Consider the following 24,577-nt stretch of genomic DNA (forward strand, 5'->3'; position numbering starts at 1 on the left):
GCAGGGTGCGCGCATGGCGACGTTGAGGACGCTGGATCGGGGTCTGGAGGCGATCAACGTCATTTCTCGTGCCAGTGACGGGATCACTGTGCAGGAGCTTGCCACCGCGCTGGATATTCACCGGGCCGCCGCCTATCGGATTCTGGAGACGTTGGAGAGTCGCCGGTTCGCGCGGCGTGGGACGGATGGGAACTACCGGCTCGGGTCTGGGGTGTTGGCGGTGAGCCACCGGTTCATGGCGCAGTTCCGGGTGGTTTCGCAGCCGGTGATTCAGGGTCTGGCCAACGAGGTGGGGATGACGGCGTTTCTCTCGGTGGAGGACTCGGGGGAGGCGTTGGCGCTGGCGGTCGCCGAGCCGGTGGCGATCGAGTCGTTGGGGATTCGGTTCCAGGTGGGATTCCGGCATCCCCTGCGGCGGGGCGCGGACGGAATCGCGATTCTCGCCCAGCGGCCGCCCCGCGACGGGGATTCTGAGGCCGTGCGTACGGCGCGCGAGCGCGGGTATTGCGTCACGTCCGGAGAGAACCAGCCCGGAGCCGTGGGTGTCGCGGTCGGGTTGGGGGAGTTCGACGCCCTGCAGATCGAGGCGTCGGTTGGCGTGATTCGCCTCGGCGGACTGTCGGACCTGAGCGTCGAGGACGTTCTTCCACACCTGGACAAGGTGCGTGGCGAACTGCGGGAACTGCTGGTGAGTTCCTGAGCGGCCCGCTGGCCGGACGATAGCACCACCGTTCCACACTCCTCGCGGCACGCCTTCGCGTCTCCGCTCCTCACGCGTACCCCCGCGCCGATCACCCCCTTGTGTGGGAGTGTGACACGCGCTACGTTGTGCGATAAGTGTCACGGAGTGCGCGATATGTGTAAGAGCGGGTGGGTGTATGGGTGCTGTCCAGCGGGAAACCGACACAGGGTCGAGGGATGCCGCCTCAGGCGGTTGCCCGTTCATTTCGGCGCGGGCGGCGGAGTTCGACCCCTTCAGTGACGGCTACCAGCAGGATCCGCCGGCCTACGTCGCCTGGTCACGGGAAGAGGCGCCGGTCTTCTACAGCCCGAAACTCGACTACTGGGTGGTCACCCGTTACGAGGACATCAAGGCGATCTTCCGCGACAACGAGACGTTCTCGCCGTCGGTGGCGTTGGAGAAGATCACGCCGACGTCGGACGAGGCCAACGCGGTGCTCGCGTCCTACGACTACGGGATGAAGCGGACGCTGGTCAATGAGGACGAACCGCAGCACATGGCCAGACGGCGGGCGCTCATGGGGCCCTTCGACGTGGAACACCTCGCGCACCACGAGGCGATGGTGCGCAGGCTGACCCGCCAGTACGTCGACGCGTTCGTGGACGAGGGCCGTGCGGACCTGGTCGACCAGATGTTCTGGGAGATCCCGCTGACGGTCGCCCTGGACTTCCTGGGCGTCCCCGACGAGGACAAGCCCACGCTGCGCCGCTACTCCATCGCCCACACGGTCAACACCTGGGGCCGGCCCAAACCCGAGGACCAGGTGGCGGTCGCCCACGCGGTCGGCAAGTTCTGGCAGTACTCCGGACAGGTACTCGAGCACATGCGCCGCCACCCCGACGAAGAGGGCTGGATGCAGTACGCGGTGCGCAAACAGCGCGACGCCCCCGACGTCGTCACCGACTCCTACCTACACTCGATGATGATGGCGGTCATCGTCGCCGCCCACGAGACCACCGCCAACGCCAGCGCCAACGCCGTGAAACTCCTCCTGGAGAACCGGCACACCTGGGAGCGGCTCTGCCAGGACCCCGCCCTGATCCCCAACGCCGTCGAGGAGTGCCTGCGCCACAACGGCTCCCAGGCGGCGTGGCGGCGCATCACCACCAGCGACACCACGGTCGGGGGAGTGGAGATCCCTGAGGGGTCCCGGATCCTGATGGTCTCCGCGTCCGGAAACCACGATCCCCGCCGCTTCGAGGACCCGCACCTGGTGGACATCCACCGCGACGAGTCCAACGAGCACCTCACCTTCGGCTACGGTGCGCACCAGTGCCTGGGCAAGAACCTGGCCCGGATGGAGATGCAGGTCTTCCTGGAAGAACTCACCCGCCGGCTCCCGCACATGCGGCTCGCCGAGCAGGAGTTCACCTACGTGCCCAACACGTCGTTCCGCGGCCCGGAACACCTGTGGGTGGAGTGGGACCCCGCGCTCAACCCCGAACGCGTGGACCCCAACGTTCTCGACCCCCAGCTCACGGTCAACATCGGGGAGCCCACCGAGGAGCACCGCACCCGGCCCATGCGCGTCGACCGGGTCACCGACGCCGCCGACGGGGTGCGTCACATCCGGATGTCCAGCGCCGACGGCACCCCGCTCCCACGGTTCACCCCTGGCGCGCACGTGAGCGTCGTCTGTGGCGACACCGGCCTCGTGCGACAGTACTCACTGTGTGGGCCCTCGGACGCCGGCGCCACCACCGGGGGCTGCCCGGTGAGCGGGGGCCGCCCCCAGTACTACGAGATCGCGGTCCTCAAGGAGGAGGAGTCACGCGGGGGATCCGCCTGGATCCACCAGAACGTCGGCGAGGGCGACACCCTCGCCGTCCGCGGGCCCCGCAACCACTTCCGCCTCCCCGAGACACCAGCCCGGCTGCTCCTCGTCGCCGGAGGCATCGGCATCACTCCCATCCGGACGATGGCGGACTGGGCGCGCCGGAACGACGTCCCCTACGAGTTGCACTACCTGGGGCGACGCCGGGACTCGATGGCGTTCCTGGAGGAACTCACCCACACTCATGGCGACAACCTGCGGATCCACTGTGCCGGCGACGGAGAACGCGCCGACCTTACCCACCTGTTGACGTCCGTTGACGCCGAGGCCAAGGCCGGTGCCCTGCACGTCTACGCGTGTGGCCCCCAGCGAATGATCGACACGCTGGACGAGGCCAGCGCCGACTGGCCGGAAGGGGCCATGGTCTTCGAACATTTCGCGTCGACCGTCGGCGGGCTGGATCCGGAAAAGGAACGCGATTTCTCCCTCGTGCTCGAGGACTCCGCCCGTGAAGTGCGAGTTCCCCGGGACAAGACCGTGCTCCGCGCATTGCGCGACGCCGGATACCCCATTCCCTCCAATTGCGAGGAAGGGCTCTGCGGCACCTGCGAGATTCCCGTTCTCGACGGAGAGATCGACCATCGAGACGTGGTTCTGACTCCGGCGGAGCGGCGTCGCGGCGACCGAATGATGGCATGCTGCTCGCGCTCCGTCAACGACCGGATCGTTCTGGGTCTCTAAGGCCTACGCCCGCGATCCCCCCAACCCCATGCCTGCGAAAGCAAGCAGTGCAGAATTGAAGGCGCTATGGTACTCGGTCTGACGGGCATCGCCCTGTCACTTATCCTGCTCATCACTCTGGCATATCGCGGACATTCCGTGGTCGCGGTCGCGCCGTTGGCCGCGCTGGTCGCCATTCTCTTCGCCGGGGCACCGGTATTGGCGTCCTACACGCAGATCTTCATGCCGGCGATGGGCGGATTCATCGCGAATTTCTTCCCGCTGTTCGTGACGGGGGCGATCTTCGGAAAGCTCATGTCGCTCAGCGGGTTCGCGCAGGACCTCGCGAACTGGATCTCCCGCGCGCTGGGCCCCAACCGCGCAATTCTGGTGACGGTATTGGCGACGGCGCTACTCACCTATGGCGGGGTGAGCGCGTGGGTCGTGGTGTTCAGTATCTTCCCCATCGCCATGGCGCTGTTCGAGAAGGCCGACATTCCGCGGCGGCTGATGCCGGCGGCGATCGCGCTGGGGATCTTCACGTTCGCCACGGCGGCGCTGCCCGGTTCCCCGCAGATCCACAACACCATTCCCACGCTCTACTTCGGCACCAACACCTTCGCCGCCCCACTGCTCGGCGTCGTCGCCGGCGTCGTGGTGTTCTCGCTGGGACTGGCGTGGCTGAACTGGCGTAGGACCAAACTGCGCGCCCGGGGCGAGTCCTTCTCCGACCTCACCGACGCCGAGCGCAGGAACGGTGGCGCCGCGCACGGGCCCGACGGGGAAACGGGCGCGAGCGGTGGAGTGACGCGTCCCGATGGCACGGACCGCACGGACGTCGAGGTGGGCGCGGGGCCCCTCGAGGAGAGCGACGGGGAGGGGACGGCCGTCGCCACCCGCTCCCGGACCACGACCGATCCAGCCCCCGTGCGGTCCACCGGCACCGCCGGAAGGGGGATCGTCGGACTGCTCCCCGTCCTGGCCGTCGTGCTGACCAACGCCCTGATGACCTATCTGATCCTCCCCGCCCTGGACACCAGGTACCTCGCCGAGGACGCCTACGGCGCCACCGACCTCAGCGCGGTCGCCGGCCTGTGGTCGGTGACGAGCGGGATGGTGATCGGCATCGTCGTCATCTTCGCGCTGAAGCTCGGCTCGATCCGCGAGTTCGTCAGCGGTATCTCCGAGGGCGCGAAGAACGCCGTCCTGCCCGCCGCCACCACCGCGAGCGAGATCGGCTACGGCGCGGTCATCGCCTCGATCGCGGCGTTCGTGGTGATCCGGGACGGCATCTTCGCCATCAGCGACAACGCGCTCGTCACCTCCATCCTCTCGACCTCCGGCATCGCCGCCGTCACCGGGTCCGCCTCCGGCGGGCTGACGATCTCCCTGGAGACCTTCGGCGAGGAACTCTCCGTGCTCGCCGCCGACCAAGGCATCAGCATGGAGGTCATGCACCGCGCGACCGCGATGGCCGCCACCGGCCTGGACTCTCTGCCCCACAACGGAGCGATCATCACTCTGCTGCTGGTGTGCGGCCTGTCCCACCGCGAGTCCTACAAGGACATCGGTGTCGTCACCGTCCTCGTCCCCCTCGTCGGCGTAGCGGTGACGGCAGCACTCGGGCTCGCCTTCGGAGCCTTCTGACCCCGTCGGAGCGGTCCGCCGCCCGCCACCGTCGCGCACACCGGTGCGCACCCCGCGAAGGAGAGGAAGAACAGTGAGTTTCTACCGCCAGGTCGGCGAGATTTCCCGCCACCGTCACACCGTGTTGCGCGACACCAACGACAAGATCCTCTACGAGGAGCTGATGGGGGAGGAAGGGTTCTCTTCCGACTCGTCTCTGCTCTATCACCGAGGCATCCCCTCGGCGCTGACCGGCGCGCGCCCGTGGACCCTGCCGGACCTGACCGTGACCCCCAACGAGCCGCTTCTACCGCGACACCTCGCGCTGCACGGACTCTTCGACCGGGAACAGGCGACCGGGCTCGACGCGGTCACCGGCCGACGGCTGATCCTCGGCAACGCCGACGTGCACCTGTCCTATGTGTGGACGGCCACCACCTCGCCGCTCTACAAGAACGCCGTGGGCGACGAGTGCGTCTACGTCGAGCGTGGGTCGGCTCTGGTCGAGACCCAGTTCGGGGCGCTCGAGGTCGCCGAGGGCGACTACGTCATCATTCCCCGGGCGACGATCCACCGCTGGGTGCTGCGCGAGGGCGAGCTGGCTCAGCTCTACTTCATCGAGGCCACCAGCCACATCGGCCCGCCGAAGCGTTACCTCTCCCGGTACGGCCAGTTCCTGGAACACTCCCCGTACTGTGAGCGCGACCTGCGCGGTCCCACCGAACCACTGCTGGCCGAGGGCACCGACGTCGACATCTACATCCGTCACCGCGGCCAGGGGCCGTCCGGCCTCTCGGGGACCATCCACACGTTGCCCCACCACCCCTTCGACGTCGTGGGCTGGGACGGATGCCTCTACCCCTACGTCTTCAACATCCGCGACTTCATGCCGATCACCGGCAAGGTGCACCAGCCGCCGCCCGTGCACCAGGTCTTCGAGGGCACCAACTTCGTGGTGTGCAACTTCGTCCCCCGCAAGGTGGACTACCACGAGCTGTCGGTCCCCGTCCCCTACTACCACTCAAACGTGGACTCCGACGAGGTCATGTTCTACGTCGACGGTGACTACGAGGCCCGCAAGGGCTCCGGCATCGGTAAGGGGTCGATCTCGCTTCATCCGGGCGGGCACCCCCACGGTCCCCAGCCCGGCGCGGTCGAGGCCTCCTTGGGCGTGCAGGCCGTCGACGAGACCGCCGTCATGGTCGACACCTTCCGCCCGCTTCTGCTGGGGGAGGGCGGCCGGGCCGCCGACGACGGCAAGTACGCAGGCTCATGGACCGGTGGCCGGTTCACACTCGGCCAGGGCTGAGCACCCGCGAGCCGGAGACAGACCGGAGACAGACCGGAGAGAGGACCCACAGTGCCGACACCTGCCGTCCCGGACACCTACCGGGCGTTCTTCGACGACGCGGCGACCTTCCCGCCCGGCCGAGCCCCGCTCGAGGACGCCGTTCGTGCCTACCTGGCTCGGCGCCCCACACCGCTGGCCGCCGCGGTCGGCCCCATGGTGCTGCCCGTCGCCGACCTGCCCGCGACCGCCGAACTCCTGGCCCGGATCGACCCCGGGGCCGCGCCCGTTCCGGTCTCGGCGGTGGTGCCACTCGGCGGGCTCACCGACGCCCACCGCGTCGCCACAGAGGTCGCGTCCCGGATCACGGTCACGGGTTGGGAGGTGAAAACGGCCTCGGACGACGACCTCCCCGCGCTCGTGGAGCGCGCGGGCCACGTCGTGGCCGAGGGACCCGCCGTATGGCTGGAACTGGTCGCCGACCAGATCGACGAGACGTCGCTGGCGATGCTGGGAAAACGGGGAGTGGGGCTGAAGTTCCGGACCGGGGGGCTCACCGCTGACCTCTTCCCCAGCGCGCACACGCTCGCCGAGGTGATCCAAGGTGCCGTGCGGGCCGGCGTACGGTTCAAGCTCACCGCCGGCCTGCACGAGGCACTCCGCTTCACCTCCACGGTGACCGGCCTCGACCACCACGGATTCCTCAACATCGCCGCCGCGACCGCGGCCGCCCGGGCCGGAGCCGACACGGCCGTCGTGGCGGCGCTGCTGGGGTCGACCGACGGCGGACAGCTGACGCCTCTCACGGAGGACGGGGCATGGCGTCGCTCCTTCACCTCATTCGGGACCTGCTCGATCGGTGAGCCGGTGGAGTCGCTCCAGCGGCTCGGCCTGCTCGATCCCGAGCTCCTTTCCGAAGCCTGACCGGCCCGCGCGCACACGACCGAACCCCACACAAGCACGATCGAAGGACCACGCCATGACGGAACGACCCACCACCGCCACCGAGCTCCTCGGTACCGAAGGCTTCGGAGCGGAGAATCTGCCCTACGGTTCCTGCCGCCCCGTGGGCAGCGTGACGAGCGGCCGGTTGGCCGTCCGTCTCGGCGACCACGCTCTGGACGTCACCAGCCTCCTCGACGGCGCGGGCCCCCTGACCCCGCGGGCCCGCGCCGCGGTGGAGGGACGCGCCAACCTCGACGCGCTGCTCGCCACCGACCACACGGTGTGGACCGAGGTGCGCGCCTGGCTCCGGGGAGTCGTCACGGACCCGGCCATGACCGGTACCGTGCGCGCCGCCGCGACCCCGCTCGCGGAGGTCGAGACGCTGATGCCGTTCACCGTCGCCGACTACGTCGACTTCTACGCCTCGGAGAACCACGCCTCGAACATCGGTCGGATGTTCCGCCCCGACGACGCCCCGCTGAAGCCGAACTGGAAGCATCTGCCCGTCGGTTACCACGGTCGGTCCTCCACCATCGTGGTCTCCGGCACCGACCTGCACCGGCCGAAGGGCCTCCGTCCGGAGAAGGACGCGGGCCCGAGCTTCGGCCCCTCCCGCCGGCTCGACATCGAGGCCGAGCTGGGGTTCGTCTGCGGCGGCTCCGCCCCACAGGGCGAGGTCTCCCTGAAATCGGCCGCGGAGGAGCACCTCTTCGGAGTGGTGCTCTTCAACGACTGGTCCGCCCGCGACATCCAGGCCTTCGAGTACGTTCCCCTCGGGCCCAACCTGGGCAAGTCCTTCGCCTCGAGTATCTCCGCCTGGGTGGTGCCCTGGGAGGCGCTGGGCTCGGCCCGGGTGCCTGCCCCGCCACGCGACGAGCCCCTCGCCCCCTACCTCGACGACACCCGGGCCGAGCCCTACGGCCTGGACATCGCATTGGAGGTCCTCATCGACGACCAGCGGGTCTCCACCCCACCCGCCAGCACCCTCTACTGGACCGCCCCACAGATGGTCGCGCACATGACCGTCAACAACGCCACCCTGCGCCCTGGCGACTTCCTCGGTTCCGGCACCGTCTCCGGGACCGAACCGGACCAGCGCGGCTCCCTCATCGAACTCACCTGGGGCGGCGCTCGGCCACTCACCGACGCCACCGGCGAGGACTACAGCTTCCTCCGCGACGGACAGAGGGTCACCCTCCGCGGCACCGCCCCCGGCCCGGACGGGAGTGTCATCAGCTTCGGCGAATGCACGGGGACGATCCTCCCCGCGACCTGACCTGGGGCGACCCCCTCGCTGTCAACCGACACACCCCATGTTGGTCACATGTGGCCCCCAGCGCACCCCTCCCCTCCGCCGAAAACGACGCGCCCAAGAACGGAGATCGCCACAGCGAAACAGGGGGAGACACCTGGCTGGCGGACAAGAGACGACTCACGCCTACGGAGCCGCCGTCCCGGGATCGTCGGGCGGAGGGTCCTGGAGGCGCTGGAGCTCGGCGTCGGAGTCGGGGGAGGGCGACGCCCCGGCGGTGGTGGCCTCGTCGGCGAGTTCCTCGGCGATCCGCCGTGAGGCCTCCTCCGCGTGGTCCAGTGTGGCCAGGGAGGTCTCGGTCCGCATCTCCGCGTCGCCGTAGGCGTTGCGAGCACGGCGAAGGAGCTCCGCCGCGGCGGTGATCTCGTCGATGTCGTTACGTTCCCGCGCCTGCCGTAGCACGACCTGAGCGTTCTCCACCGCCTGCTTGGCGTGCGCGAGCTGTTCCGCCGCCGCTGACAACATCTCGTAGGCCCGCAGGACGTCCCGACTGGCCGCGAGCGAGCGATGGACTTGTTCCTGCGCGGTGCGTTGGGAGCTCTGGCTGTGACGCATCCGCTCCACGTGCTCCAACCCGAAGTGCTCCGTCGACAGTCCGGTCGTGTTTCGCAGGACGCGGGAGAGCTGGTCGAGTGAGGCGTCGACCGCCTGCTGGAGGTCAGCGGCGTTGTCGGTGTGCCGCTGGTGGGCCGCCGCGAACTCCGCGTGGAGGGAGGCGAGCTGCCGGTGGGTCTCGCTGATCCGCCGGGAGGACTCTCGGACCTCGTGGGCACCGATGGTCTCGGGGAGCCCACGGAAGTGCGCCACCTCTTCTGTCATCCTCGTCGTGGCCTCGTTCAGGCGTGGGGTCATGCCCAACAGGTCCGTGGGTCCGAAATCGGGCGTGGGTTCCGCCTCGCCCCCGCCGCTGTCGCGGTTCTGGTCACCGGAGGGGGCGGATGCCTCGGTCCGTTCCTCGCCGCCGGACGGAGCCGCGGCCGGGGTGGCTCCCTCATCGGCCGGCGCGCAGTCGGGGGACGGGGTGGGCACGGGCGGAACGGGAGGGGGGAGCTGTTGCGACGCCGCTGGAGTGGGATCGGCGGGAGGCTCGGGAGGCGGCGGGGCGCTCGCACCGGCCTGGTTGGACGTGCCTGTCGCCGGAGGCGTCGAGGGTGTGCCCAACGGGGGCGGGACCACGCCGGGAGGCTCCGGCGCGGGGGTGCCTGCCCATCCGTCGAGCGAGGCCCGGTGGCGCAGCCAGTCCCGCACCTCGGGCGACTGCGGGGTGGGGGGGTTCGTCAGGGGGTTTAGAGCCTGCTCGCGTAGCCGCTCGGCTTTGGCGCTGTTCCAGTCCCTCTCGTCCCGGCGACGCTGGTGCCAATCCGCGTCCCGCTGTTCCTGCTCGCGCCGCCGAGCGGAGTCTCGCTTCTGTTCGTAGAAGTCGTCCTGGCGTCGGTACGCGGTGCGCAACGTGCGCGCCGCGGCCTCCAGCTCCAACTTCCGTGCCTTGATCTCGGAGATCTCCGCGTCCAGCGCGTCCGAGGCCTGCCGAACTTCCGCGAAGTCGCGGTGCTGCTCGTCCATGGCCCGCGGAGCCTGCCGACGCTGCTGTTTGCGCTCGGAGTTCTCCCGGTCGACGCGGTCCAACTCCGCCTTGGCCCGCTCCAGGTGTTCGGCCGCGGCGTCGCGACCCTCCCGCGCTCCTTCCAACTCCGCGTCGGTGCGCCGTCCGGCGGCGTGCTGCCGCTCGAACACCGTCAGCCGATGCTCCGCCGCGCGCAGGTCGCTGAGCGCTTTGGCGTGTGTGGAGCTGGCCTCTCCACGTCTGGCCAAATCCGCCTGGTTTCCCTCGTTGAGTCGCTCGAGGCGGTGGTGCAGGTCGTTGCGGTCCTCACGGGATCGCACGGTGCCCACTTCACGCAGGGCGTTCCACACGGCGGACTTCTGGTCGCCGAGTTCGACCTTGCGGCGTTCCAGGGCTCGGGCCTCCAGGTCCTTCTCGGTCAGTTGGGCGCTGAGCGTGGCGGGGACGTGGAACTCCTCCATGAAGGCAGCCAGGGCCTCTGGGCTGAACCGCCGCTCCTCCAATGCCGTCGCGATGAGTCCCGTCCAGTGCTCGGCGAGTTCCCCAGGCAGCAACGCCGGAAGGTCCTCCGGACCGCTCGGTCGGTGGGTCAGGGCCTTGACCGCGGAGTCCAGCCCGGACCTCACCTCCTCCTCGACACCGGGATCTCCCGAACCCCACATACGGATGAACCACCGCTGTACCTCGTACCAGGTGGCACCGTGGGGGTGCCACATCATGGCCACCAGGTACCGTGCGGCGGGTTCGGCGAGCTGTCGTGCGGAGTCGGGGTTTGTCACGGGAGCACACCTCGGCGGTTCGTTGCGCGGGCAGGGGTCGGTTGACCTCGCGCAGTTGGACGCCAGCGGCCGGAAACCGGTTCCCCGTCACTGGCCGCGGCGGAGTGTGTCACCCCTGCCACGCACGCCTCAGTCGCGAGGGCGGGGAACGCGCGTGGACCGCGAGACCTCGCTAGAGTGACGGCCATCCTCCGCGCCGGCCAGGAGCGGCCGACGTTACTCCCCCTGGAAGGATCTCCATCGTGAGCAGCCTCAGCGTCGCCACAGTCCCGTTCGACCTGATCGCGTCACCCGGATCCAACTGGACCGTCCCCACCGGCGCACCGCCGGCGACCTCACAGCGGGTGAGTGTCGTCGCCACCGCCGACAGCGACATCTTCGTCGACCCGGCGGGAGGGGTACCGCCACGCGTCAACGCCGTGACCCTGCTTGGCAGCCCTCCCGACGGCGACTTCCGCCTGTCCGCGCGGGTCGGTGTCGGGTTTCGGGCGAGCTTCGACGCCGGGTGCCTGCTGCTGTGGATCGACGAGACGCACTGGGCCAAGCTGTGCCTGGAATACTCGCCCCAGGGGCAGGCGATGATCGTGTCGGTCGTGTGTCGTGGGGTCGCCGACGACGCCAACGCCTTCGTCGTCGACAACAACGCCCCCGCCTGGTTGCGTATCTCGCGCAGCGGACGCGCCTACGCGTTCCACGCCTCCCTCGACGGCGTTGAGTGGAGCATGATCCGCTACTTCCACCTCGACGACCCCGACCACGCCGTGACCGTGGGCTTCGAGGCGCAATCCCCGTTGGCCGAGGGGTGCCAGGTCACCTTCGACGAGATCGCCTTCGCGCCGACCGCCCCCATCGACCTGCGCGACGGCTCCTGAACGACGCGCCCGGCGTTGACACGGCGTCGCGCTGGTGTGGGGCGGAGCCCACCCCACACCTCAGGCGCGACTACCGCTGGCCGACGGTCACCGACTCCGTCGTCCACGCCCGTGCCTGCTCGGTGAGGGTGACGCCGAGCCCGGGGCGGTCGGGGACGAGCATCCGTCCGTCCTTGGTCTCCAGTCGCTCGTTGAACAGGGGGTTCAACCAGTCGAAGTGCTCGACCCAGGTCTCACGTGGGTAGCAGGCGGCGAGGTGGAGGTGGATCTCCATGGCGAAGTGGGGGGCGAGGTCGAGGCCCTTCTGGTCGGCCAGGGTCATCAGGCGAAGGAACTGGGTGACGCCACCCACGCGCGGCGCGTCCGGCTGGATGATGTCACAGGCCCCGCCGTCGATGAGTCGTTCGTGTTCGGCGACGGACGCCAACATCTCGCCGGTGGCGATGGGGGTGTCCAGGGTGCGGGTGAGCCGGGCATGGCCCTCGACGTCGTAGGCGTCCAGCGGTTCCTCGATCCACACCAGGTTGAACTCGTCCAGCCGGTACCCCATCCGCAGCGCCGTGGCTCGGTCCCACTGCTGGTTGGCGTCCACCATGAGCGGTACGTCGTCACCGATCCGCTCCCGGACGCCACGCACCCGGCGGACGTCCTCGGCGTTGTCGGGCAGCCCCACCTTGATCTTGATGCCGCCGATGCCGTCCGCGAGTGACCGCTCCGCCCGGTCCGCCACCTCCGAGAGCGAGGCGTTCAGGAACCCGCCCGAGGTGTTGTAGGTCCGCACGGAGTCCCGGTACGCGCCGAGCAACTTGGCCAGCGGTAGACCAGCCCGCTTGGCCTTGAGGTCGTACAGCGCGACGTCGAACGCCGCGAGTGCCTGGGTGGCCAGGCCGGACCGCCCCACCGACGCTCCCGCCCACTGGAGCTTGGTCATCAGTCGTCCGATGTCGTTGGGGTCCTCACCGACGAGGTTCTCGACGACCTCGGCCGCGTGGGCGTACTGCGCCCGCCCACCGGCCCTCTTGGAGTAACTGAAGCCGAGCCCATGCCGGCCCTGTTCGGTGGTGACCTCGGCGAAGAGGAACACGACCTCCGTCATCGGCTTCTGCCGCCCGGTGAAGACCTTCGCGTCGGAGATCGCGGTACGCAGCGGCAGCGTGATCGAGGACAGCGTGACCTGGCGGATCGAGTCGGCGGGCATGAAAGGTCTCCTTCGTCGGTGATGGAGTGGCGGTCCGGGTGGGGAGGGAAACGGTCAGGGGGACTTCCCGTCGGAGCCGGCCGAGGTGTCCCGCGCCTCGACTTCCTGGTCGTCGGATGTGTCCGCGGTCACCGCGGTGTCCCCAGTGTCCCCGGAGCCCTGGGCGGGCTCGACGTCGACGGTGGAGCTGGTGGACGGGCCGGCCGAACCGGTGCTCGTCACCTGTGCGCCGAGCAGATCGGGACGCCGGGCGCGAAGGAACCGCAGCGCGATCGGCACGATCACCACGATCACGAAGAACACCAGCAGCGTCATCGCGATCGGACGGTCGGTGACCTGGCTGACGTCACCGTCGAACATGAGCAGCGAACGACGGAAGTTGTCCTCGAGCAGGGAACCGAGCACGAACGCCAACACCAGCGGCGCGGGGTCGAACCCGTACTTCTTCATCAGGTAGCCCAGCACACCGAAGACGATCACGACCAGCACCTCGAAGATGCGGTTGTTGATCGTGTAGGCGCCGATGCAGACGATCAGGACCACGATCGGGGCGAGAATGGATGAGCGTACGTAGAGGATCCGTACGAACAGCCCGATCAGCGGGATGGACAGCACCAGCAAGACCAGGTTCCCGATGTACATCGAGTTGATCACGCCCCAGAACAGCTCTGGGTCGGTCGCGACCAACTGGGGACCGGGGGTGATCCCCTGGATCAGGAGCGCCCCGAACATTACGGCCATGGTCGCGTTCGCGGGAATTCCGAGGGTCAACAGCGGAATGAACGAGGACGTGGCCGCCGCGTTGTTCGCCGTCTCCGGGCCGGCCACGCCTTGGATCGCGCCCTTGCCGAACGGGGTCGGCCCCTTGTTCAGGCGCTTCTCCACCCCGTAGGACGCCATCGCCGAGACGGTGGCACCACCGCCGGGCAGGAGCCCGAGGAGGAACCCGAGGACGACGCCGCGGCCGATCGGCGCCGCGGAACGCTTGGCGTCCGTGCGGGTTGGCAGCACCCTCTCCGTCTTGACGGGTTTGACGCCGCCGTTGCGGCGCCGTTCCAGGTTGTAGAGGATCTCGGCCAAGCCGAACACGCCCATGGCGATCGGGACGAACTGCAGGCCGTCGGTGAGCTCCAGGTTGCCGGCCGTGTAGCGCAGTTCGCCGGTGAAGCCGTCGCGCCCGATGGTGGCGAGCAGCAGACCGGCGGCCGCCGCGGCGAGCGCCTTGGGCAACGTTCCGTTGCTGATGGTGGCGACGAGCAGGATGCCCAGAAGTGTCAGTGCGGCGTACTCCGGCGGGCCGAACTGGAGGGCGAAGTCCGCGATGAGCGGTGCGACCAAGGTGAGGACGACGATCGAGACCGTGCCGCCGATGAAGGAGGCGATCGCACCGATGCCGAGGGCTTTTCCACCCTCACCCTTGCGGGACATGGGATAGCCCTCCAGCGCGGTGATCGCGGAGGAGGTCTCGCCGGGCAGTTTCAGCAGGACAGCGGTGACGGTCCCGCCGTAGATTCCGCCGTAGAAGATCCCGGCGAGCATGATGATCGCCGCGACCGGCTCCATGCCGTAGGTCAGGGGAAGTAGGACCGCGATGGTGGCGGCGGGGCCGAGGCCGGGCAGCACACCGATGACCATGCCGACCAGCACGCCGACCAGGCAGAACAGGAGGTTCTCAGGCTGGAGGACAACCTCGAACCCCGCGATGACGGGCGCGAAATCCATGGGAGAACGCCTTTCAGAGCGGGCCGGTCAGGAGAACAGGCGGGGAATCGGAACGGCCAGCCCGTAGACGAAGATCAGGTAGAAGACCGCGACGGTCACGGCCGAGATCGGGACCGACAGCAGGAGCCGCTCCCGTCCCAACACGCTCATCCAGAAGACCATCAGCACGAAGGATGGGATCTCGAAGCCGACCAGGGGCATCAGTTGGGCGGCCACGACGAGGCTGACCACGCCGGCGACCACTCCCCAGCCGTCCCTCGTGATCCGTTCGGCGTCGGTGAACGTGGCCGCCCGGACGGCGATGACCAGGCCGACCACGATGAGCACTCCGGAGACGATCGCCGGCCACGTGCCCGCCCGTGGCTGGGCGAGCGACCCGAAACCGAGGTCCAGGGCCACGATGAGCGCGCCGACGCCGACGAGGGCGATGACGACCCCGCAGAGCAGATTGGTCAGGTAGCCGGCCGGGGGAGCGGTGTCCGGGTCGGGTTCCCGCGCGTCGGAGACGTCGTCGACGGCGACCTCGTCGCCGCCGTCGATCGGGTCCTTGGCGGTGTGGCTGTCGGCGTCCCTCATTCCTCGGCCTGTCCGAGGTCGATGTCGTTGTCGTCGATCGCCCGTGCGTACTGTTCGGTCAGTTCGGTCCACTTCTCCTCGACCTCCTCACCCGAGATCTCCTCAGGGGTGAGGTAGTGGTCCTCGTTGAGCTGCTGGTACGCCTCCGTGCCGACGATTTCCTCGATCCCCGCGCGCAGGGTGTCGATGACCTCGTCCGGCGCGCCCGCGGGCATGGCGACGGCGCGGTACTGGGCGACGGGAACGTCGTAGCCCAACTCCAGCGCTGTGGGGACGTCCTCGAGGTACTCGTTGCGGTCGTCGGAGAAGACCATGATCGGCGTCACCGTGCCGGCGTCGATCTGCGGCATGGCCTCGCCGACCTGGATGGTGGAGACGTCGACCTGGCCGCCCATGACGGCGGTCAACGCGGGGGCGCCGCTGTCGAAGGGAACCTCGTTGCCGTCGATGTCGGCCTCGCCGAAGAAGAGCAGTTGCGCGAGTTGGCTTCCGGTGCCGATTCCGGTGGTGCCGTAGGTGAGGTCGCCGCTGGCGTCGACGAGGTCGTCGACCGTTTCGTAGCCGGAGTCGGGATTGGCGACCATGATGTAGTCGTCCCGGGACAAGCCCATGACGACGTCGAGATCGTCAAGGGTGACGGCTTCGTCTTCCGAGACGATTTGCGACGTGATCGTGATGAGCGAGGCGTTGAGCAACACGAGCTCGTAGCCGTCCGGGGACTGGTTGGCGACGTCCTGGGTCGCGATCGCGCCGTTGGCGCCGGGCTGGTTCTCCACGGGCATCGCCACACCGAGCGCGTCCTGCGACCCCTCGGAGACGGCGCGTGCGATGAGATCGGTGCTTCCCCCGGCCTCCTGCCCCACGGTGAGGGTGATGGGGCCGGTCGGGTATTCGTCGCCACCCGCGGTGCCGTCGGTGACGCCGCCGCACGCGGCGAGACTCAGTGTGAGACCGCCGCCGATGAGGACGGCGGACGGACGACGCGAGCGTGAGGACCAGAGCACGGGGCCTCCTGGATGAGTCGGGGATGTGCGGCTGGCTGCTGCGAAGCGCGTCGCACACGGGTGTGGGCGGTCCCACATCGATTCGGTTCTCTGAGGGTAGAGAACACGGGTTATACCTGTCTAAGCCACAATATGTATAGCCTGATACCTTCACGGCATAGCTGAGGAGGTCTTGGCATGTTGACCCTCGACCAGGCCCGCGCGTTCGTCGCCGTCGCGGAGGAGCTCCACTTCGGCCGGGCGGCGGAACGGCTGCACATGACGCAGCCACCCCTCAGTCGCCAGATCCAGAAGCTCGAGAAGAACCTCGGTGTCACCCTTTTCGTGCGGGGTCCTCGTGGCGTGAGTCTGACGGCGGCGGGAGAGGCGTTCCGCGACGAGTGCCGCCAACTGCTCGAGCGGGTGGAGCGGGCCCCGCGCCGAGCTCGGCTCATCGCCTCCGGTCGGGTGGGGCTGGTGCGGCTGGGCTACACCGCCGCGTCCGGCTTCAGCGTCCTCGGCCCGATGCTCGCCCGGATCAAGGAGGCCGCGTCCGACGTCAGCGTGGAGCTCCACGAGATGGTCTCCGCTCATCAGTTGGAGGCCCTGCACAGTGGAGCGATCGACCTCGGCCTGGCACGCCCACCGTTCCAACGCGAGGACGTGGAGTCGTCCCTGCTGCTGACGGAGGCCCTGATGGTGGCCGTGCCCACCGGCCATCCCTTCGCCCAACGGGGGACACCGGTGTCAGGCCGGGAGCTGCGGCACGAGGTCATGATCATGTACTCGGCCGTGCAGGCCCGCTACTTCCGGGACCTGGTGCTCGACCTGGTCGACGTCCGGCCGGATCAGGTGTCGCACACCGCGACCCAGATCCTCACGCTCGTCGCGCTGGTGGCCGCCGGGCACGGAGTGGCACTGGTCCCACAGTCCACCCAGCACCTGGGTATGCCCGGTGTGGAGATGGTGCCGCTGCGCGAGTCCCCGCCGGACGCGGTGCGATTGCACGCGATGTGGCTGTCGACGTCGACCAACCCGGCGCTGCACCATGTTCTCCCACTACTGCGGGAACCGATAGACGTCGCCTCAGTGATGCACTGAAGGTATCGGCGCATACGAAACATAGCTTGGACAGGCATCGCCGGGGTCCTTAGCGTGAGGGGCGTCCGCCCCCTTCCCGTGGAGGTCCCTCATGCCCGACTACAGTCCCGCCGAGCTCGCCGACGTTCTCAAGGACGGACTCCTGTCCTTCCCGATCACGCCATTCACCAAGGAGCTCGACGTGGACGAGGACCGGCTCGTCGCGCACCTGGAGTGGCAGTCCAGCTACGACATCGGCGGCCTGTTCATCGCGGGCGGTACCGGTGAGGGCTTCTCCCTCACCCCGGAGGAGCACCTCCAGGTCACCAGGACGGCGGTCACGACCGTCCGCGCGGGCGTGCCGGTGCTCAGCTCGGCCGGCGGGAACACCGCCCAGGCGGTGGCGCTCGCCCGTCAGGCGGAGGAGGTCGGCGCCGACGGTCTGCTCCTCCTGCCCCCCTACCTGACCGAGACGACGCAGGAGGGACTGCGCGCGCACGCGTCCAGCGTCCTGGCCGCCACGACGCTTCCCGTCATCCTCTACAACCGGGCCAACGCCGTCTACAGCGCCGACACGGTCTCCCAACTGGCGGACGCCCACCCCAACCTGATGGGGTTCAAGGACGGCAACGGCGACTTCGAGCAGCTCGCCCGTGTGGTCTCGGCCAACGGCGACCGGCTCTTCTACCTCGGTGGCCTCCCCACGGCCGAGACGTATGCCCTTCCCCTGCTGCACCTGGGGATGAGCACCTACTCCTCGGCCATGTTCAACTTCGTCCCGGAGTTCGCGCTGGCGTTCTACCGCGACGTCCGCGCCCAGGACCAGCAGGCGGTGCGGCGCAGGTTGACCGACTTCGTTCTGCCCTACCTCGACATCCGCGACTACGGCAAGGGGTACGGCGTGTCCATCATCAAGGCGGGCCTGCGTGCCGTCGGGCGCGACGCCGGCCCGGTGCGCCCACCCCTGCGTGACCTCTCCGCGGACGAGCAGCGCCAGTTGGACGCATTGGTCGCGAGCCTCACCACCTCCTGACCCGGCAGCCGGGCGAAACACAACGAATCCCCCCTCCACCGACGCAGGCACAGGGATCCACATGAGCACCGAGACCGACCCAACCCACCACTCGCTGGTCGCCGGGGAACCGCTGCCAGGTACCGGTGGCACGACCCGGGCCACCGACCCAGCCACGAACACCCCCTCCGGCCCCGAGTTCACCCTGCTCGGCGACGACCAGGTCGCCACGGCGACCCAGGCGGCGAGCGACGCGTTCCCCACCTACCGTGCGATCACCCCAGCGGCGCGTGCGGAGTTCCTGGCCACGACCGCCGAGCGCATCGACGACGCCGGCGACGACATCGTCGTCACGGCGATGCGCGAGACCGGCCTACCCGAGGCCCGACTCCGCGGCGAGCTCGCCCGTACGGTGAACCAGCTACGGCTCTTCGCCCGGGTCGCGCGCACCGGCGACCACCACGGCGTGCGCATCGAACCGGCCCTACCGCAACGCACCCCACTACCTCGCCCCGACCTGCGTCAACGCCAGGTACCACTGGGGCCCGTCGCCGTCTTCGGCGCCTCCAACTTCCCGCTGGCCTTCTCCGTCGCCGGGGGAGACACCGCCTCCGCGCTCGCCGCGGGCTGCCCCGTGGTGGTCAAGGCACACAACGCGCACCCGGCGACGAGCCTCCTGGTCGCCCACGCCGTGTCCACCGCGGTCGCCGAACACGACCTGCCGGCCGGCGTCTTCTCCCTCATCTACGGCCGTGGCGCCGATGTGGGGCAGACCCTCGTCGCCGACCCGCGCGTCGCCGCGGTGGGCTTCACCGGCTCGCGCGGCGGCGGAACCGCCCTCATGGCCACCGCGGCCGCCCGTCCGGTGCCGATCCCGGTCTACGCGGAGATGAGCTCGGTCAATCCGGTCTTCGTCCTTCCCTCCGCTGTCGCCGACGATCGGGCTGGTCTGGCCCAGGGCTTCGTGATCTCGCTCAACGGCTCGGCCGGCCAATTGTGCACGGCGCCCGGTCTCCTGTTCGTCCCCGAAGGGGCTGACGGTGACGACCTCGTCGACCAGGTCGCCACAGCGCTCGCCGACACCGACGGGCTGACGATGCTCACCCCGGGCATCCGCTCGGCCCGTACCGTCGGGGAGCGGCGGCTCGCCGCCGTCGACGGCGTCACCGAGATCGGTCGGGGCCGTGACGGGGCGACCGAGAACGCCCCGGCCCCCGCGGTGTACTCGACCGACGCGGACACCTTCACCACGACCGCCGAACTCTCCGAGGAGGTCTTCGGCGCGGTCTGTCTGGTCGTCCGGTATCGCTCCCTCGGTGAGCTGGCATCGGTGGCCGCCACCATCGAGGGCCAGCTCACCGCCACGCTCTGGTTCGACACCGACGTCGAGGCCGACCGCGACGACGTGCGACGACTGCTGGACGCGCTCGAACTGCGCGCGGGACGGATCCTGGTCAACGGGTGGCCCACCGGGGTGGACGTCGGCGACGCCATCGTCCACGGCGGCCCGTTCCCCGCGACCTCCGACGGCCGCTCCACCTCGGTCGGGACCCTGGCCATCGAACGATTCCTGCGCCCGGTGGTCTATCAGAACCTCCCCGCGCCGCTGCGGCCGGCGCCGGTCCAGGAGGATAACCCGTGGAACCTGACCCGACGCGTCGACGGCACCCACGTGGTGGCAGAACGGAGCGAGAACACATGAGCGCACCAGGACCCCGCGTCGAGAGCGTCGAGGTCGTGCCGGTGGCCGGCCACGACTCGATGCTCATGAACCTCTCCGGAGCGCACGGCCCGTACTTCACCCGCAACGTCGTCATCGTCACCGACGACGCCGGTCGTACCGGGCTGGGCGAGGTGCCCGGCGGCGAGAAGATCACCGCGACCCTGCGGGAGGCCGGGGAGTGGATCACCGGCCGACCCGTGGCCGTGTTCCGCTCCGCGCTGCGGGAGATCGCGGAGGCCTTCGCCGACCGCGACTCCGGTGGCCGCGGCCAGCAGACGTTCGACCAGCGCACCACCGTCCACACGGTCACCGGCCTGGAGTCCGCGCTGCTGGACCTCCACGGCCAGCACCTGGGGGTCCCGGTCGCCGAACTGCTCGGAGCCGGACAACAGCGCACCAGTGTTCCCGTCCTCGGTTACCTCTTCTTCGTCGGCAATCCCGACGCCACCGATCTGCCCTACCTGCGCGAGGACACGGGGGACGCCTGGGAGCGCCGCCGCAGGGAGGAGGCCATGGACACCGCCGGTGTCGTCGAGCTGGCCCACGCCGCCCAGGATCGGTACGGCTTCCGCGACTTCAAGCTCAAGGGTGGCGTGCTCGCGGGCGACGCCGAGGTCGACGTGGTCACGGCCCTGCACCAGGAGTTCCCCGACTCGAGGATCACGCTCGACCCCAACGGCGGATGGCTCCTGGACGAGGCGGTCGAGTACGGCCGTCGTATGCGCGGTGTCGTGGCCTACGCGGAGGACCCCTGCGGAGCGGAGAACGGGTACTCCGCCCGTGAGGTGATGGCGGAGTTCAGACGGGCGACCGGACTGCCCACGGCGACCAACATGTGCGCGACCGACTGGCGGGAGATGGCGCACGCGGTCCGCACCAACGCCGTCGACATCCCCCTGGCCGACCCCCACTTCTGGACCATGGCCGGATCGGTCCGCGTCGCCCAGCTCTGCCACGACTTCGGACTGACCTGGGGCTCACACTCCAACAACCATTTCGACATCTCCCTGGCCATGTTCACCCAGGTGGGAGCAGCCGCTCCCGGCGATATCACCGCCCTGGACACCCACTGGATCTGGCAGGACGGCCAGGGCCTCACCCAGTCCCCACCCCGGATCCGCGACGGCGCCATCGCCGTCCCCGACACCCCCGGCCTCGGAGTGACCCTGGACCGCGCCCGTCTCGACGAGGCCCACGACCTCTACGTCCGTGAGGGTCTCGGCGCCCGCGACGACGCTGTGGCGATGCGGTACCTGATCCCCGGCTGGACCTTCGACCCGAAACGCCCGTGCATGGTCCGATAGGTCTCCCCGCCACGTCGGGGCGGAGCCGCGGTACGGGCGGCCCCGACGTCGGTGGCGGGTGGTGTTCGAACGGTCGCGCGACGGTCGCGCATTCGGATCCACCGCTCGCCGAGCGTGTCCAGGTTCCTGTCGGTGTTGGGTCCAGGCCGAACGGAGCCTGGCCGAAGCCGCCGCTTTCGGCCCGCTTTCGTGGTGTCCGTGCGTCTGGACCGATCCCGCGTGGTGGTGCACGGTAGGCCCGTTCACGGCGAGGTTCGGTGGTTCCGTGGATGGGGTCGGCCGAACGGCATGGGGCGGGATATCCCGTTTGGCCGAGGCGTGCGAGGGGTCGTGTGCCGCAGTCTGTCGGGCATGGACACCACATCCGGGCAGCCCGCGGGTGACCCGACACGGGAACACGGGGCAGGGCCGGTATCGCCCCCCGAACCGGCCCTGACACCCCCACCCCGGCTACTGCTTCTGGACGTGCTGCGCGGAGTCGCGATCCTTGGCACGCTCGCGATGAACATCCACTCCTTCGACCTCTCGTCGGGCGAGGGGAACCAGTGGGTGCACGACGCCAGGATCGTGTTGGTGAGTGGTTCGTTCTACTCCCTGCTCGCCCTGATGTTCGGAGTTGGACTGGCGGTCCAGTTCCGCTCCGCGCGGGCCTCCGGCCGACGGTGGCCGGGGAAGCAGCCATGGCGCGCGGTCCTTCTCCTCGTCGAGGGGACCCTGCACGTGGTGCTGGTGTTCGCCTTGGACGTACTCATGGGCTACGCGGTCGCCGCGCTGCTCGTCATATGGCTGTTGGGTCGCTCGCAACGGGTCCGCACGGTGGTGATGTGGTCGGCCTTCGCCATCCACCTGGCGCTCATGGCCTTCACCGTGGTGGTTCAGGCACTCCTGGCGCCCACGCCCCGGGAGGGTTCGGCCTCACCTCCGGTCGATGACCACTTCTCCGTGCTCTTCCGCGACGGCGCCTACCTCGACCAAGTCGCCTACCGTCTGACGAACTTCCTCAGCACTCGGGGCGAGGTCCTCTCGACTCTCCCCATGGTGGTGTTCCTGTTCCTGCTCGGGGTGCGCCTCTACCGTGCGGGTGTCTTCGACGACGATGACGCCGGCCGGCGGATCCGCGACCGGATGATGGCCTGGGGGTTCGGCCTGGGCCTGCCCCTGAACATCCTGGCCAGTCAGGTCGACCCACTCGGGCAGGCGGCGCGTTATCTCTTCCCCATCGTCCTGATCTTCGGCTACATCGGGCTCGCCGGGTGGCTCCTGCGCTGGGCACGACCGTCCGGGCAGATCATCCGATCTCTTCAAGCGGTGGGACTCACCGCTCTCACCTGCTACATCCTCCAGAACGTCCTGGCGTCCTGGCTCTTCTACGGCTGGGGGGCAGGGCTCGGCCAGCACCTCGAGGAACGGGGCATTCACGGCCTCACCCTCGACGCGTATCTCTTCGGGGCGTGGCTCGGGGTCAGCGTGCTGCTCGTCGCCGGATCGCGACTGTGGCTCCGCAATTTCCGTCGCGGCCCGATCGAAGCGGTCGGAGCCCGACTGATCGACCTCGTGCCACAGAGAAGCTTCCGATCGCCGGACCGCTCGAAGCCGAACGGCCACCCGCCGGGCCACCCGACCTAAGCCCTGCTCCCACAACCGGGGTCGAGTGGGCGGAACCGGTAAACGGAGGCGGTCGGCCGTCTCCTCCATGGAGTCGAGGGGCGCGAACACGATGCCCGGCGGTTGACCCCAGTCGCATGTTCCCGTGAGTGAAGCGGGGAGCGTCGCCATGGGAGAGGGAGGTGCTCGATCGTCAACAAGCACGGCGTCATTGGCATGACGAAGTCCGCGGCCCTCGACTACGCGAATCGGGGAATGGTGAAGAAGCTAGGATTCACCCTCCGCTGGAGGGGCGAGCAGCCCGCGCCGGTAGGCCGGCGCCAGGTGGTAGGGCACCCGGAACGACCGGTTGTTGATCGCGATGGTGATCAGCGCGGGGCGCTCGGCCTTCCACGTGGACCTGCGCTTGCGGGTGTTGGCCCGCGACGTCTTTCGCTTCGGGACGGCCACTGCTCTCTTCTCCTTACCGATGGTGGGCGGATGGTCAGCGTTCCGCGCGGAGCTCCACGGGACGCCGTCCGCTGGCGGGCTACCAGCTGGACTTCGTGATTCCGGGGAGTTCTCCGCGGTGGGCCATTTCGCGGAATCGGATTCGGGAGAGTCCGAACTGGCGTAGGTGCCCGCGTGGTCGGCCGTCGATGGCGTCGCGGTTGCGGATGCGGGTGGGGCTGGCGTCGCGGGGTTGGCGTCGCAGCTCGCGGCCAGCGGCTTCGCGCTCGTCGACGGTGCTTCGGGGGTCGCTGATGACGCGTTTCAGTTCGGCCCGCCGCTCGGCGTGGCGAGCCACGACCCGCTTTCGGTGCTCGTTGCGGGCGATCTTGCTTTTCTTGGCCATCTCAGACTCGTTCTCCTCGGGCGCGGATGTCGGCGACCACGCGCTCGATGCCCTTGACGTCGATCACCTTCATGCCTTTCGCGCTTACCCGTAGCCGAACGTGACGGTTCTCGCTGGCCAACCAGTAGCGCTTGCGCTGAACGTTGGGGTCGAACCGTCGTCTGGCCCGGCGGTGGGAGTGCGAGATCGAGTTGCCGAAGGCGGGGGCCTTTCCGGTCACCTGGCATACGCGTGACATGTGTGTCCTTTCCTCATCGGGGCTTTGTCGCCATGTGGTCAGGGCCGGCCGCGCGCGGCCGGTGTGGCGGGGTAGGGCAGGAGTGCCATCTCACGGGCGTTCTTGACGGCCTTCTCGAGGAGGCGCTGCTGACGAGCCGTGACCCGGGTGACTCGCCGGCTGCGGATCTTGCCTCGGTCGGAGATGAACCTGCGGAGTAGATCGATGTCCTTGTAGTCGACACGGTCCCGTTCCCCGAGGGGGCTGGCGAACCCGGCCCGACTGTTCGAGTGTCGTGATGGCGAAGCCATGACCACCTCACAATAGCAATGATAATCATTTTCATTATAGGCATGCGTGGCCGTGCCCATGCGGTGGGATCGCCCCGGGGGTCTGCGTGACAACGCCGTCAGGCGCGAACCCCAATCGGTGGACTCAGTGACACCAGCGCGACGATCATCGAGCGGGCCCAAGCGGCAGGGAGCGATGTCGTGCGGCGGAACGGGCAAGGGTCAGGGTCACGCTGGCCCTGCGTCCACGGGGCTGTCGATCAGACGGCTCCACGAGGTCCGCGCGTGGCTCGAGGCTCGCGTTCCGACGACGAGACGCGCAGGGGCATCGCCGAGGACACGACCGTCTGGGTGGCGACGAGGGGGTGAGCCGACCCCCAGAGGGCAGCCGCCCGCGCGTTCAGTGAGGC

The 24,577-nt window shown here is 69.0% G+C and carries 21 protein-coding genes; 12 read left to right on the forward strand and 9 right to left on the reverse strand.

All coding sequences use genetic code 11. The features are described 5' to 3' along the window. Positions 1–13 precede the first annotated feature (13 nt). From J4H86_RS27305 to fahA, 6 genes are all read left to right on the forward strand, one after another. A complete protein-coding gene (locus J4H86_RS27305; protein ID WP_269134500.1) occupies positions 14–700 on the forward strand; it encodes an IclR family transcriptional regulator in 687 nt (228 codons plus the stop codon). A gap of 178 nt (positions 701–878) precedes the next feature. Then, a complete protein-coding gene (locus J4H86_RS24515) occupies positions 879–3,257 on the forward strand; it encodes a cytochrome P450/oxidoreductase (protein ID WP_236540689.1) in 2,379 nt (792 codons plus the stop codon). A 66-nt stretch (positions 3,258–3,323) separates the two neighbouring features. Next, positions 3,324–4,883 (forward strand): GntP family permease, encoded by a 1,560-nt coding sequence (locus J4H86_RS24520; protein WP_236540690.1) that lies wholly within the window; start codon positions 3,324–3,326, stop codon positions 4,881–4,883. 73 nt (positions 4,884–4,956) lie between these two features. Beyond that, positions 4,957–6,171, forward strand: coding sequence for a homogentisate 1,2-dioxygenase (locus tag J4H86_RS24525; protein WP_236540691.1), 1,215 nt, complete (start codon positions 4,957–4,959; stop codon positions 6,169–6,171). A gap of 51 nt (positions 6,172–6,222) precedes the next feature. Continuing rightward, positions 6,223–7,074 carry a hypothetical protein gene (locus J4H86_RS24530; RefSeq protein ID WP_236540692.1) on the forward strand — a complete coding sequence of 284 codons (852 nt, stop codon included), beginning with the start codon at positions 6,223–6,225 and terminating at the stop codon, positions 7,072–7,074. 55 nt (positions 7,075–7,129) lie between these two features. Next, positions 7,130–8,371, forward strand: a complete 1,242-nt coding sequence (fahA, locus tag J4H86_RS24535; protein WP_236540693.1) for a fumarylacetoacetase — start codon at positions 7,130–7,132, stop codon at positions 8,369–8,371. Between the two features lie 162 nt (positions 8,372–8,533). On the opposite strand, the gene J4H86_RS24540 is transcribed toward fahA, so the two are convergent. Further along, positions 8,534–10,750 (reverse strand): coiled-coil domain-containing protein, encoded by a 2,217-nt coding sequence (locus tag J4H86_RS24540; protein ID WP_236540694.1) that lies wholly within the window; start codon positions 10,748–10,750, stop codon positions 8,534–8,536. A gap of 242 nt (positions 10,751–10,992) precedes the next feature. Here J4H86_RS24540 and J4H86_RS24545 point away from each other — a divergent pair, with 242 nt between their 5' ends. Then, positions 10,993–11,622 (forward strand): DUF1349 domain-containing protein, encoded by a 630-nt coding sequence (locus J4H86_RS24545; protein WP_236540695.1) that lies wholly within the window; start codon positions 10,993–10,995, stop codon positions 11,620–11,622. 70 nt (positions 11,623–11,692) lie between these two features. Here J4H86_RS24545 and J4H86_RS24550 read toward each other — a convergent pair whose 3' ends face one another. The 4 genes from J4H86_RS24550 to J4H86_RS24565 are packed head-to-tail and all read right to left on the reverse strand — an operon-like array spanning position 11,693 to position 16,122. Continuing rightward, a complete protein-coding gene (locus tag J4H86_RS24550; RefSeq protein WP_236540696.1) occupies positions 11,693–12,820 on the reverse strand; it encodes an L-talarate/galactarate dehydratase in 1,128 nt (375 codons plus the stop codon). Positions 12,821–12,874: 54 nt separating this feature from the next. Beyond that, a complete protein-coding gene (locus tag J4H86_RS24555; protein WP_236540697.1) occupies positions 12,875–14,542 on the reverse strand; it encodes a tripartite tricarboxylate transporter permease in 1,668 nt (555 codons plus the stop codon). Positions 14,543–14,569: 27 nt separating this feature from the next. Beyond that, complete coding sequence (locus J4H86_RS24560) at positions 14,570–15,118, reverse strand: tripartite tricarboxylate transporter TctB family protein (protein WP_236540698.1); 549 nt, start codon at positions 15,116–15,118, stop codon at positions 14,570–14,572. Next, positions 15,115–16,122 carry a tripartite tricarboxylate transporter substrate binding protein gene (locus tag J4H86_RS24565; protein WP_236540699.1) on the reverse strand — a complete coding sequence of 336 codons (1,008 nt, stop codon included), beginning with the start codon at positions 16,120–16,122 and terminating at the stop codon, positions 15,115–15,117. Before J4H86_RS24565 ends, J4H86_RS24560 begins: the two co-directional genes overlap by 4 nt. Positions 16,123–16,299: 177 nt before the next feature. Between J4H86_RS24565 and J4H86_RS24570 the strand changes: the two genes are divergently transcribed. The 5 genes from J4H86_RS24570 (at position 16,300) to J4H86_RS24590 (ending at position 22,846) form a co-directional block, all read left to right on the forward strand. Further along, entirely contained in the window at positions 16,300–17,202 is a 903-nt protein-coding gene (locus tag J4H86_RS24570) for a LysR family transcriptional regulator (RefSeq protein WP_236540700.1), read from the forward strand. A gap of 91 nt (positions 17,203–17,293) precedes the next feature. Beyond that, on the forward strand, positions 17,294–18,214 hold the full coding sequence (locus tag J4H86_RS24575) for a 5-dehydro-4-deoxyglucarate dehydratase (RefSeq protein ID WP_236540701.1): 921 nt from the start codon (positions 17,294–17,296) through the stop codon (positions 18,212–18,214). Positions 18,215–18,275: 61 nt separating this feature from the next. Next, positions 18,276–19,895, forward strand: a complete 1,620-nt coding sequence (locus J4H86_RS24580; protein WP_236540702.1) for an aldehyde dehydrogenase (NADP(+)) — start codon at positions 18,276–18,278, stop codon at positions 19,893–19,895. Beyond that, positions 19,892–21,220 (forward strand): enolase C-terminal domain-like protein, encoded by a 1,329-nt coding sequence (locus tag J4H86_RS24585; RefSeq protein WP_236540703.1) that lies wholly within the window; start codon positions 19,892–19,894, stop codon positions 21,218–21,220. Before J4H86_RS24580 ends, J4H86_RS24585 begins: the two co-directional genes overlap by 4 nt. Before the next feature lie 351 nt (positions 21,221–21,571). Further along, a complete protein-coding gene (locus J4H86_RS24590) occupies positions 21,572–22,846 on the forward strand; it encodes a DUF418 domain-containing protein (RefSeq protein WP_236540704.1) in 1,275 nt (424 codons plus the stop codon). A 246-nt stretch (positions 22,847–23,092) separates the two neighbouring features. On the opposite strand, the gene rpmF is transcribed toward J4H86_RS24590, so the two are convergent. The 4 genes from rpmF to rpsR form a co-directional block, all read right to left on the reverse strand. Then, on the reverse strand, positions 23,093–23,275 hold the full coding sequence (gene rpmF / locus J4H86_RS24595) for a 50S ribosomal protein L32 (RefSeq protein ID WP_236540705.1): 183 nt from the start codon (positions 23,273–23,275) through the stop codon (positions 23,093–23,095). A gap of 79 nt (positions 23,276–23,354) precedes the next feature. After that, positions 23,355–23,660 (reverse strand): 30S ribosomal protein S14, encoded by a 306-nt coding sequence (gene rpsN, locus J4H86_RS24600; RefSeq protein WP_236540706.1) that lies wholly within the window; start codon positions 23,658–23,660, stop codon positions 23,355–23,357. A gap of 1 nt (position 23,661) precedes the next feature. Next, positions 23,662–23,898 carry a 50S ribosomal protein L28 gene (rpmB, locus tag J4H86_RS24605; protein ID WP_236540707.1) on the reverse strand — a complete coding sequence of 79 codons (237 nt, stop codon included), beginning with the start codon at positions 23,896–23,898 and terminating at the stop codon, positions 23,662–23,664. Between the two features lie 38 nt (positions 23,899–23,936). Beyond that, on the reverse strand, positions 23,937–24,188 hold the full coding sequence (gene rpsR, locus J4H86_RS24610) for a 30S ribosomal protein S18 (RefSeq protein WP_236540708.1): 252 nt from the start codon (positions 24,186–24,188) through the stop codon (positions 23,937–23,939). Positions 24,189–24,577 lie beyond the last annotated feature (389 nt).

This window comes from Spiractinospora alimapuensis (assembly GCF_018437505.1).
Taxonomy (GTDB): Bacteria; Actinomycetota; Actinomycetes; order Streptosporangiales; family Streptosporangiaceae; genus Spiractinospora; species Spiractinospora alimapuensis.

What these genes read in the sequence shown, in the direction of transcription:
- J4H86_RS27305 (WP_269134500.1), top strand. Translation starts at nt 14, where the DNA reads ATGGCGACGTTGAGGACGCTGGATCGGGGTCTGGAGGCGATCAACGTC.
- J4H86_RS24515 (WP_236540689.1), top strand. Translation starts at nt 879, where the DNA reads ATGGGTGCTGTCCAGCGGGAAACCGACACAGGGTCGAGGGATGCCGCC.
- J4H86_RS24520 (WP_236540690.1), top strand. Translation starts at nt 3,324, where the DNA reads ATGGTACTCGGTCTGACGGGCATCGCCCTGTCACTTATCCTGCTCATC.
- fahA (WP_236540693.1), top strand. Translation starts at nt 7,130, where the DNA reads ATGACGGAACGACCCACCACCGCCACCGAGCTCCTCGGTACCGAAGGC.
- J4H86_RS24550 (WP_236540696.1), bottom strand. Translation starts at nt 12,820, where the DNA reads ATGCCCGCCGACTCGATCCGCCAGGTCACGCTGTCCTCGATCACGCTG.
- J4H86_RS24555 (WP_236540697.1), bottom strand. Translation starts at nt 14,542, where the DNA reads ATGGATTTCGCGCCCGTCATCGCGGGGTTCGAGGTTGTCCTCCAGCCT.
- J4H86_RS24560 (WP_236540698.1), bottom strand. Translation starts at nt 15,118, where the DNA reads ATGAGGGACGCCGACAGCCACACCGCCAAGGACCCGATCGACGGCGGC.
- J4H86_RS24570 (WP_236540700.1), top strand. Translation starts at nt 16,300, where the DNA reads ATGTTGACCCTCGACCAGGCCCGCGCGTTCGTCGCCGTCGCGGAGGAG.
- J4H86_RS24575 (WP_236540701.1), top strand. Translation starts at nt 17,294, where the DNA reads ATGCCCGACTACAGTCCCGCCGAGCTCGCCGACGTTCTCAAGGACGGA.
- J4H86_RS24580 (WP_236540702.1), top strand. Translation starts at nt 18,276, where the DNA reads ATGAGCACCGAGACCGACCCAACCCACCACTCGCTGGTCGCCGGGGAA.
- J4H86_RS24585 (WP_236540703.1), top strand. Translation starts at nt 19,892, where the DNA reads ATGAGCGCACCAGGACCCCGCGTCGAGAGCGTCGAGGTCGTGCCGGTG.
- J4H86_RS24590 (WP_236540704.1), top strand. Translation starts at nt 21,572, where the DNA reads ATGGACACCACATCCGGGCAGCCCGCGGGTGACCCGACACGGGAACAC.
- rpsN (WP_236540706.1), bottom strand. Translation starts at nt 23,660, where the DNA reads ATGGCCAAGAAAAGCAAGATCGCCCGCAACGAGCACCGAAAGCGGGTC.
- rpmB (WP_236540707.1), bottom strand. Translation starts at nt 23,898, where the DNA reads ATGTCACGCGTATGCCAGGTGACCGGAAAGGCCCCCGCCTTCGGCAAC.
- rpsR (WP_236540708.1), bottom strand. Translation starts at nt 24,188, where the DNA reads ATGGCTTCGCCATCACGACACTCGAACAGTCGGGCCGGGTTCGCCAGC.